Below are 1,376 nucleotides of genomic sequence, written 5' to 3'. Positions count from 1 at the left end.
GTGGATGGATATAGGTCTGCGACTATATCCCTTTTTTGTACATTTTTTTACATTCTTTGATTATACAAAAATATCCGTTGCCAGTAATCAAATTCATTTGATTACCAACAACAGATATTTTAGAACCAGAAAATCAAAGTGGCCACTAGGGTATACCCTAGTGGCCTTTTTTGATTCTGTGCTATACTAGGAATTACAAATGTTCATTAGAACTGTCCAAAAGGAAGTGCTGACAATGGCTAAAATTGGTTATGCTCGTGTGAGTTCCAAAGAGCAACATTTAGATCGACAGCTAGCGGCCTTAAAAGGCGTTGATAAATTATTTACGGATAAATTAAGTGGAGCTAACACTAATCGGCCAGAACTGCAAAAAATGCTCGCCTATGTTCGCGAGGGTGATATTGTCCTGGTCACTGAATTAGATCGCTTAGGCCGAAACAACCAGGACTTAACTAAGATCATGAACACCATTCAAAATAAGGGGGCCACCCTAGATGTGTTAAACTTGCCGTCCATGACAGGGATTGCGGATCCTAATTTACGCCAGGTCATGACGAATCTCATTATTGAACTGTATAAATATCAAGCTGAAAGCGAACGTAAGCGGATCATTGAACGGCAGCAACAAGGGATTGCCCTCGCTAAACAGCAGGGTAAATATCATGGTCGGAAACCTCAATATGCCGAAGATGATCCCCGTTTACTACATGCTTTTAAACTTTACCAGACGGGCATGAGTGATGTAGATGTTGCCCGTAATACCGGGATTAAACGGACAACCTTTATCAGATACCGAAAGAAATTCGATGTGCATTGAACCGGTTTACATGAGATAATCAGAATAGATTAGAAGCCCTGAAACAGGCGTAAAATAACAAATGCTTAAAAATGATGCTACTGGAAGTTGGTCGCATCTTTAATTAGTATTTAAATTAAAAATTAGAATCTAAAGGAGAACTTATATAATGACAATACACAAGAATCCTTTAGTTAAGCCCTTTGTCAAATGGGCTGGGGGAAAGCGACAATTATTACCAGAGATAAAACGTTATTTGCCGTCAAAAATTAAAAATTATTACGAACCATTCGTGGGAGGGGGCGCTGTTTTTTTGGATATGGTAGATTGTAAAATTTAAGTTGAACATATTAGTGGACAGAAAAACCCATAAAGGTCTTTAATGGTGTCACCACAACATTCCACTAGAAAGAAGGACCTTTATGAGCACCACTATTTTATCATTTGAAGACTGCGTTGTCATCGAAACACTTCATCATGAAAAGCACTCACTTCAATATATTGCCGATTATTTAGGCTTTAGTAAAACCACTATCTTTAATGAGGTTCATCGCTTAGCTGGTGAGTATCACGCAGTTAA

General features: G+C 38.3%; 2 protein-coding genes and 1 pseudogene. All 3 read left to right on the top strand.

Annotated elements, in window-relative coordinates:
* The first annotated feature begins 235 nt into the window (after positions 1–235).
* Positions 236–817, top strand: a complete 582-nt coding sequence (locus ACKTSF_RS14490; protein WP_071665523.1) for a recombinase family protein — start codon at positions 236–238, stop codon at positions 815–817.
* A 148-nt stretch (positions 818–965) separates the two neighbouring features.
* Positions 966–1,118, top strand: a pseudogene (locus ACKTSF_RS14485) (DNA adenine methylase); the annotation flags it as partial.
* A 100-nt stretch (positions 1,119–1,218) separates the two neighbouring features.
* The coding region (locus tag ACKTSF_RS14480) for a helix-turn-helix domain-containing protein (protein WP_407890285.1) at positions 1,219–1,376 on the top strand (158 nt) is incomplete at its 3' end.

Source organism: Levilactobacillus muriae (assembly GCF_045862015.1).
GTDB lineage: Bacteria > Bacillota > Bacilli > Lactobacillales > Lactobacillaceae > Levilactobacillus > Levilactobacillus muriae.
Note: the sequence above shows the minus strand (reverse complement) of the source record. Positions and strands in the feature narration are given on the sequence as shown.